This is a genomic window from Caballeronia sp. BR00000012568055, assembly GCF_029439455.1.
In the GTDB taxonomy this organism is placed as follows: domain Bacteria; phylum Pseudomonadota; class Gammaproteobacteria; order Burkholderiales; family Burkholderiaceae; genus Caballeronia.
This window is the reverse complement of the sequence record NZ_JAQFVG010000311.1, coordinates 268,737-277,281: the sequence shown is the minus strand read 5'-3', so window position 1 is coordinate 277,281 and position 8,545 is coordinate 268,737. Positions and strand designations below refer to the sequence as shown.

General features: G+C 54.9%; 6 protein-coding genes. 2 read left to right on the top strand and 4 right to left on the bottom strand.

Going from position 1 to position 8,545, the window contains the following annotated elements; all coding sequences use genetic code 11:
- The coding region (locus P7F28_RS23625) for a hypothetical protein (RefSeq protein WP_277187183.1) at positions 1-413 on the top strand (413 nt) is incomplete at its 5' end.
- 781 nt (positions 414-1,194) lie between these two features.
- Here P7F28_RS23625 and P7F28_RS23620 read toward each other — a convergent pair.
- From P7F28_RS23620 to P7F28_RS23605, 4 genes are all read right to left on the bottom strand, one after another.
- Positions 1,195-2,193 carry a hypothetical protein gene (locus tag P7F28_RS23620; RefSeq protein WP_277187182.1) on the bottom strand — a complete coding sequence of 333 codons (999 nt, stop codon included), beginning with the start codon at positions 2,191-2,193 and terminating at the stop codon, positions 1,195-1,197.
- Positions 2,194-3,095: 902 nt separating this feature from the next.
- Entirely contained in the window at positions 3,096-3,794 is a 699-nt protein-coding gene (locus P7F28_RS23615; protein WP_277187181.1) for a hypothetical protein, read from the bottom strand.
- A 447-nt stretch (positions 3,795-4,241) separates the two neighbouring features.
- On the bottom strand, positions 4,242-4,907 hold the full coding sequence (locus P7F28_RS23610; RefSeq protein ID WP_277187180.1) for an NERD domain-containing protein: 666 nt from the start codon (positions 4,905-4,907) through the stop codon (positions 4,242-4,244).
- 1,299 nt (positions 4,908-6,206) lie between these two features.
- Positions 6,207-7,208: a hypothetical protein gene (locus P7F28_RS23605; protein ID WP_277187179.1), complete on the bottom strand. Its 1,002-nt coding sequence runs from the start codon at positions 7,206-7,208 to the stop codon at positions 6,207-6,209.
- 485 nt (positions 7,209-7,693) lie between these two features.
- On the opposite strand from P7F28_RS23605, the gene P7F28_RS23600 reads away from it, so the two are divergent.
- Positions 7,694-8,545, top strand: an 852-nt coding sequence (locus tag P7F28_RS23600) for an IS110 family transposase (protein ID WP_277187178.1), incomplete at its 3' end; no start/stop codon positions are given.

Sequence of the window (8,545 nt, the reverse complement as noted above, 5' to 3'; positions counted from 1 at the left end):
CTCCGGGGGAAAGCGGGCTCGTGCAACTAATCGTTATGAATAGTCAATTTAACGATTTTTCAAGCGCAATCTCGACGGGAACAGGAATCCAAGATCTGCAACTCATTGGCAACCTATTTATAGTGCAGCCCAACACAGTTTCATTGAATCTTCAAAATACAGAGGCTACGACGATAATTGGAAACACATTTGAACCTCAAGGAGTCACAAACAACAACTACGGGATAGTGTTCCAATCCTATAACTACGGAGCGTCGATCGTGATGGGAAATTCTTTTTATGCAATGAGTAATGGAATTGTTCTGACCGCCTCTGCTAAGAACGTCAACGTCCAATCGAATGCTTACTACAACACGACCAATAAGGTGTCAAATTCCTGCAGTACGTGCATAGTCGGCGGTGGTTCCATGTGACTGGATGATGAGATTCCGCGATTGATTTGAAGGTTTGCAAGCCTCAGTTCGTATCATGCGAAGCCTTCCGAACTGGCGCTCTTCTGTTTCACTTGGATGCTAGCTTTTGCACATGCCCTTAGCGACAGTGAGTAAGCCAAAAGTGCAATAGGCTAAACTGCGACATGTGAATGTTCAGTCTGATCGACGAGGCCTGGACGGTCCCATCCGGAGACTCGATAGCGAGCAAACTGCTGCACATCATGCGTGCCACAGTTCGAAGCCGATTGTTCCTTCGTGATGTCCCTCCTCCTGTATATGTGCCGCCGTACCTTATAGCCACCCAATTGATCTTCGTATTGATGGTCGGACAGGATCATTCATTACCCCATGCATGCACCGCGCTCGGTTGAGAATTCCCGCACTGCTGCCAGCTTCTCACGGCCCAATATCTTCGACCGATCGATATCCCGATCGGAGATGGAATGGACGCCCCCCACCCCAGCGGGTGAGGTGAGGCAGTAGAAGCGGCGGAGCCCTCGCTGTATCCGACGGGATTGAAGTGCCAAATTGGAAGTGTCGAAATGACCGCTGAGGGTAGCGGTTGGCGAAGTTCGAGTGCCCGACTCAGACGCCAGTGCCCTTTACGGCGAAAATCTACCGGCGCATATATGCCGGAAGAATCACGCACCTAGACGCCGGAAATTCCCCGGCACCTTTGCCGAAAACCGTTTGGCTTCATAACGCGAAAGCTCACATCCCTAGGTCAGTGACGCATGGGCCTTTATGTCATGAGAGTCGTTCATAGCCGTATGATCTGTGATCTCGAATGCAGCCACATTGTCATTCGACGCTCCAAATATTTGCGAAAGGCAGCCTTGTCGGAACGCGCAACGCGCGTAAGTGTATGCGCACTCGCTTGCGCCCAGTACCCGAAGATAAGCACCATATCGTCTTGTTGCAGCGGCTGCAGCCAGGACTCCTGACTGCACCAGACACTTGCACCGACAAGTTCAGCGACGGTCGAATCACGCACATATTTCTCCGGTGTCGACGGCATTAGCTTCACCACGTGCAGAAGCCGTCCGCGAGTTTTGATTGCCTCGATCTTCGAGACGCGGCCAGCAATTGCGATTGGAAACGAAGCGTATTTCCTACCGAGCCATCGATAGGCCGCAAGGTATCGTTCGGGCTCGTAATAAAACTCGTCCCAACTTATTGACAATCCGTTGAAGACTAACTCAATAACATGTCGAAGCGAATTATCGGCTTGACATCGCGCATGCAGCTGTAACACTCGTTTCGCGGTATTTAGGTAAGCCGATAATAAGAGATGCTCAGCAATCGAGGCCGACGCACTGTGTGCTTCCCTCTGGTCGTATCTGCGGCTAAGGTTGATTCGAGACGAGTGAAGCGATAGATCACGCATTTCTTTATGCGCGAGGAGGCGAAAGCGGTATTGCCCTTCTTCCAAAGCCTGCAATACGCCAAGCGATCGACGAGCAATGGTGTCCAGTTTCCCCTGAATGTTGAATGTGCAACGCTCGTCATGCGACGTTTTAGGCAGCAATCGGAAATATCCTTGAACCCCAAATACTTTACCGCCAATTTCGCGCGTGTGCTGTGGGACGAAACTAACGCCCGCGCCGCAGTATAAGCATCTCAACGGCGGGGCCTTAGGGAGAATCCCAATCGTCTCGGCGTAGACTTTTGTTCGATCTATTGTTGCGGCGACCGACATCTTCGCTGCCATCGCGCTCCCCTTTCTGTTTACGTCGCGTTCGTTACCTTCGTCAATCAAGCCAGCCCTCCGTCTCTTGCTCGTACATGACTCTTCCAGCACACTGAAGGAAGATTGAAAACCGATCCCACCACCTAGTCCAACGTTGGTACCGGCGCCCGCTAGGCATGTCAGATCTGAACTCAAGTGTCGCTCGTGCGAGAAGTTCGCCTACCTATCCGCTAAAATACGGCATTAGTCCCTTCGCGAGATCCTCTCCTCCGGGCATGCTGATTGGTCGGTGCTAAGCCGATGACAGGCGTGCGGCTTCGGCACCCATCGCGGCTATTAAGATCGCGGTTGAAGCCCATTTGGCTTCGCCCATCAAGGACGAATGATCTCTCAGGCGCCGCTCGTACTATGCTTTCATGCATCGATCTGCCTGTTACTGACCATACTTATCGACAATTAAGCTCAAAGCGGTACGGCGTTGGCGACTCGACACATCTGCGGGCAATCAACAAAGTATTGCCAACATCACGAGGAGGAGGGCTCTCCGCTTTCCAACGGCGCGACGGCGTTTCAAACGCTTCGAGGTAGGAAACTGTCCGCGTGAGAAAGCGCGCGTTCCTCCGCGCCGAGGAAGATGCGAAGACCACGGGCACACCGATCGAATTCGAGCGAGTGCCCAGAGACTTGGATCCGCCGGACAGGTATAGCGGACTCGTCATTTGTATAGAGGCCATGAAATGAACGCCTACCATCCCTGCGATCGGTTCGGTAAGCCTGGATTCAGACTGACTCTCGCGAGCCGACAGCATCAGAGGGTGCCCAAAATGGAGGATCATCAAGATCTTTACGGACAAACTACGCCAGCTGGCGTAGTTTGCGCACTTAACGTTGCTTAGGCCGAAAATGTTCGAGCACTGACGAAATGGTCGAATCCGATGCTAAAACGAGAAGGTGTCTTCCAAGATGCTCGATCAAGTCGATTCGTAGTCAGCCGGAAAGCACATGTGTCCGGCGACGAACAACGCCGCCGATACGGCGCAAAGTAATAAGGCTTCGACGATTACATGTGTGTCCCAGCTTTTGGTCGATTGGACGAGGTAGCACGCGCCGATTACCGAGAAGGCGCTCAGCATGTGGGCAAAGCGCCGGTTAAGCCGCCGTTGAGCGGCATTCGGTGAGGCGACGGACTGCAGCCCCCTGACCAATTGCTCTGCAAAGCCAAGCTTGGAGCCCAAGGCAAACTCGGTGTCCGGCGAGCCTTCCACGCGATAGGTGACGCCGTCCACCATAGCGCTAGTCGACGTGCGACGCTCGCTACGCTCGAGCTCGGCAAGTAACGCAGTCAAGCGCGGCGGTAGAATAATTCGGGATGACGTCTGAACAACAACGCGGTCAGTCAAGATCAACCCGCACGCATAGCGAACTTCCAGTACGGCGATTTTCATAAAGTCTCCATGGCGAAGAAAGTAGCGGCTTTCGGCGAAATGCCGAAGCCAGACTACGGTGGTGAAGTAGGACAGCGGTGGATACGGCGCGACGCATAGCTTGTCGCGCAGCGGGACCAGCGTCGCGGCGAGATGCTTAAAACGAATCGAAGAGCAACGTCCGGCGACCGCGCGTGCGCAGGCGTCGCCGTCTAACAGATACCTATCTCGGTGGATGCGAGGCAAAGCGTTTGTTCCTGCGGAAGGCCTGCTTGTCTTGCACGAGAACACGAAGGACGACGCGGCTTGGGAATCAGCGCTCGTAGACAACGATGGAAAGCGATTGCGTGTCGCTCAGTGAGCTTGCCTGCGAACCGGTTCAGCGATTTCGCCGAGGGGCCCAGTATAGAAAGAAGTGGCAAGCGTGCGTCAGCCGTGCGCTTGCTAGGTCGATGCGTAAATACGCGGTGGGTTCAGCTAATATAGAGTACCCATAGGACGGTTTTAGTTGGAAAGCTTCGTAAAAATGCTCTCTTTTCACTTTGACCGCAGATGTCGATGTCACGGGACGGGTGGCTCGAACAGCGTTTGTCGTTTGGGGCTACGTAGCAAACGTCCCGGCAATTACTCGGATTCTCAGGTGACGGCCGCGCGGCGCTGCGATACAACGAACAGCGATTGCGGGCCGCGATATTACGGGCGCGAGCGCCTGCGTGAGCACGACCAGTCGATTTGAGAAGCGACGCTGTCCGCGTTCAAATAGCGCCGATGCGTTGCGCGAAAACGGTTCAACCTCGTGCGCAAGAAGTAGCGCAAGTCCGACAACATCAAGACGCCATCCGGCACAGTCGGATGCAGGCTGCATTCCGCTTCGCTTAAGACGGCGATACTCTCAACCGGACATTCGTGGTCAGACAGCACCAAGCGCAAGTGCCGCACGGCCGGCTTCGCTCGACGCAGCGGTGACGTATGAACCGTAACGCCGCCGAAGTCGTCGACGACGAGGAGTTCATCTTCGTTGGTTCCCGGTTTCACCAGGCCTGTCCAGGCGAAGTGGTTCACGACGAAGACGCCAAACGGGGTGATCGCGAGGCAACCAACCAGAGTTATTGGGTTATTCGTGCCCGGTGCGTGTTCGAGTTCGATTGCATGGCGCAGATGCACTCTGCCATCGAACGCATGTTGAAAGACAGGCGCAATGCGCATCAGTAACGAGTGGCTGACGCGTTGACGGTCGGCCGCGCCGTTAATTGCCTCTGTCCTAATCCTGCCGGACTGGCTGAAGGTATCGTCAGCGGCGGCTGTCGTCTCGTTAGACAGGTCGTGTGTCGGCATTCCGTTTCGATCAAGCTTTCTCATTCGGCCCCTCGGCGTCTGTAAATTGAATGGACTTTTAAGGAAACTCATCGCTTGACGCGCGTGATCTCCCTGCAAGCCACGCCACCTACCGCCGAACACATCTACCGGAGCATCTCGACCGGGCAGAGTGCTGTCACGCGAGCGGTAATAGGCGAATATGAAGATGGGTAGGTTGCGCTAGCGGTTACCGCCGGCGGGACCTACGCGCATTGGCACTGATGCGGTTCGCTCTCCAGCAGCAACCTTCGCAATGCCTTCATGCGATTCTGCTGAGCAGGAATGAGGCAAGTCGTTCGCTCGATTCGCTCTAGCCGTATAAGCCAATAGGACTGCGGCAGGTACGCAGGAATCGACGGGCCATGAACAGCAACAATATGACGTATCACCACTTCAAGATGCCGGATTTCGTTGTCCGCGCACCGTGCGGGCAGACGCACCGTCGGGGACGGTACGTTGTGGGCCAAAGGACTTTTCAATCGCGCTAGGTCTTGCCGGCGGCAATGCTTGGGCGCTGCATGCACTGGCATGCGAGTGCATTCACGTGCCGACGCGTGTTCGTTCGACCCGCGAATGTGAGAGGTTCTCGCTCGTTGGGGGGAATGCGCGTGGCACAAACGTTTCTGTATTGGCATGTCTGCAATGGATCTGATTGGAACAAATCCAGAGTGCCTGCTATATCAAGAAGTCAAGGCCACGCCTCGACTCGGCGACAGACTTTTGCAGACGAGGAAAGTCGGCCGCTTGGCAGTTCGCATGCGTGAACGACGTTGCTTCAAAAAACCGCTCAACGCATTTTTGCGTGCCGAACGTTCCAAAGGATGTGCTAACGCAATAGCCTGCTCGGAATGTATAGGTCCCCCTTTCATCGTCCCCAGACATGATAGGCTGGGATCGCCAACCACCGTCTGCGATCGCCTCTTCCTTAGGATCCCTACATGATTAGACTGCGCACGGGCAGTTTCGTAGCATGATAGGCACCCGAGAAGATGATGACGTAGAGCGCAATCTTAGAGGGTGGTTGCCGAGTCTTCTGATTTCTCGCGTCTTCGCCTGCAGACATCAGGCTACAACAGCAGGCAGTCAACCGGTGAGGGACGAATTGTTGAGTAACTTATCGATCTCGCGAACGATCCGACCGCAAGCGAAGATGGACGCGCATTCGTCATCCGCTATATCGAGGACGAGGCGGCCGTGGACGCCTTTCATTCGTTGCGACAGCGACGGCGCGCGAAGCCGCTAGGCCAGTCGAAGTGCGTCCGGTGCACCGAAAGACCCTAGCCTCCGAGCACACCGAATGGGTCAGGATGAACGCGGGCGGAATGTACTTGGAAGGAGATTCGCAAGAGACGTGGCCGCGCGCTGAGTGCTACTCATTCCGCGCATGAGCTCAACAAACTCCTCATCTGTAACACGCTTCTTCAGAACCTTGCTGATCGCCATCTCGATCTCACGGCGGTATCTGAGAAGCAATTTCGGATCTTTACATTCGATAACAAGACGATTCGGGCCTCGTCCCTTCTTAATCTGGATACGCCTGAAGGCGCTCAGCGGCCGAATATTCTCCTCGTTTATTTCCGACAAGATGTTGTCGGCAGTGCGCCCGCCTACATCGTACATCGAGTCCTTGTATCTCGCCCGCAAGAGTAGTTCGTCGAGGCCGAGTTCGCGCTTAAGCGTGAGCAGCTTTCGCCCGACGGAAAACGTCAAGTCCCTCTCACGAAACAGATGGCGGATCGAATCTGGCAGCTCCCGGATGGCAACGGCGTCGCTGATATTTCGTCTTGATATACCCAGTGCCTGCGCGCATGCACTGAAAGAATTCCATTCTCCTTGTGTCACACCCAAGTGATAGCGGTCAGAAATGTTTTTAGGGAGAACTAAGGTGCGAGACATAATCTTCGCTGGATCTTCTCCAGACCATCGCAGCATTTTCTTGGACTCCAGCGCTTGACCTTTGACGATACTCAACACGGTCCTTTTCGAGTGCTTTGCGCCGGATGCCCCGCTTCGGTCGATGCGGCCCAGAACCGTGTTAAGGCCGTCGCGACGGATCGTATGTCGAATGATGCGGACCGTATGGCTGCTGATGTCGACGTGATCTTCGAACAGGTCAAGAATCTTCTCAGGCAGTTGGTGAAGCTGCATCGCCATTGACAAGTCACCTTGACTGACGCCAAGCGCATTCAACGCGCCAAGTTGCGTAGTCCATTTTCCTTCAGCAAGTCCTTGGTGATAGAGCTGCACGAGTCGCCAGCAACTGCGGCGGCTAATCAATCGATAGGGCCTTTTGAAATTTCTCATTATGGTCACCTTAAGTCGTGTGACCGGATCATTCCATACTGACAGTATGGATGCGCAACTATTTTTTCTAATTAAAATTTGAATCTCTTAATCAAAAACGAAAGGCGTATAAAAACATGCTTCTTTCGCTTCGACACGGTGAAAAGAGGTATAAGAAACCGCCTCTTTTCACTAATTTCAGTTACTGCACCATCAATAGTCCGACGCGGGTAGACCGGACGGCAAGCGTTCGTATTAGCTTGCGGGGCCGTGCGCTCGGCATGCCGCTTGCACGCGCCCACGAGTCTCGTTACTCTACCTAACAGCAGTTCTCTCAAGCACGCCTAGACGGCGTCAAGCGGCACGGCCGGTCAGCGACAAATGGAATGAACGCCCCCACCTACCAAGGGGTGACGCCAAGGAGGTGGACCCTCACGGGCCGACGGCATCAAAGTGCCCAAATGGAAGATCATTGAGGTCTTCACAGGCTAACCGGAGGGTCCGAAATGAAGTATACGACGGTCGGGGTGGACATTGCGAAGAACGTCTTCCAGCTTCACTGGGTGGATGCCGGCACGGGCGAGATTGTGAACAAGCAACTGAAGCGCGCCGCATTCCTCGAGCATTTTGCGAATCGCGAGTCGTGTCTCATCGGAATGGAGACTTGCGGCGGTGCCCAGCATTGGGCACGGCGATTGATAGAGATGGGCCATCAGGTCAAGCTGATGCCGGCGAAGTTCGTCAAGGCTTTCAACATCGGCAACAAGAACGATCCTGCCGATGCTCGTGCGATCTGGATGGCCACGCAGATGCCGAGCAAGCCCGTCGCTGTGAAGACCGAAGCCCAGCAGGCCGTATTGGCGCTGCATCGGTTGCGGCAGCAGAAGATCAAGTTCCGCACGATGCAGATGAACAGTCTGCGGGGCTTGCTGACAGCATACGGCGAGGTGATGGCCAAGAGTCGCGCCGCGCTGGATAAAGCAATTCCCGGGGTGCTAGCGAGGCTAGCCGAGCGTCTGCCGGCGATGCTGATCGACTCGCTACGCGAACTTTGGAATGACCTTGATCGACTCGACAAACAGGTCGCTGACATTGAACGACGTTTGCAGGCGTGGATGAGGGAGGACAAGGCATGCAAGGCAATCGCCGCGACCCCCGGCGTTGGCCTGCTAACGGCGACGGCCACTGTCGCGACGATGGGTGACGCGAAGGCGTTCAGGTCCGGACGGGAGTTTGCCGCGTGGCTCGGTCTCGTACCAAAGCAGATCGGCACAGGCGGGAAGGTCCAGCTATTCGGTATCAGCCGACGCGGGGACACGTATGTGCGAACGTTACTGATCCACGGAGCACGCAGCGTG

Bases quoted from the DNA above. Each gene is read 5' to 3' on its own strand.
- P7F28_RS23605 (WP_277187179.1), bottom strand. From the start codon at position 7,208: ATGAGAAATTTCAAAAGGCCCTATCGATTGATTAGCCGCCGCAGTTGC.
- P7F28_RS23610 (WP_277187180.1), bottom strand. From the start codon at position 4,907: ATGAGAAAGCTTGATCGAAACGGAATGCCGACACACGACCTGTCTAAC.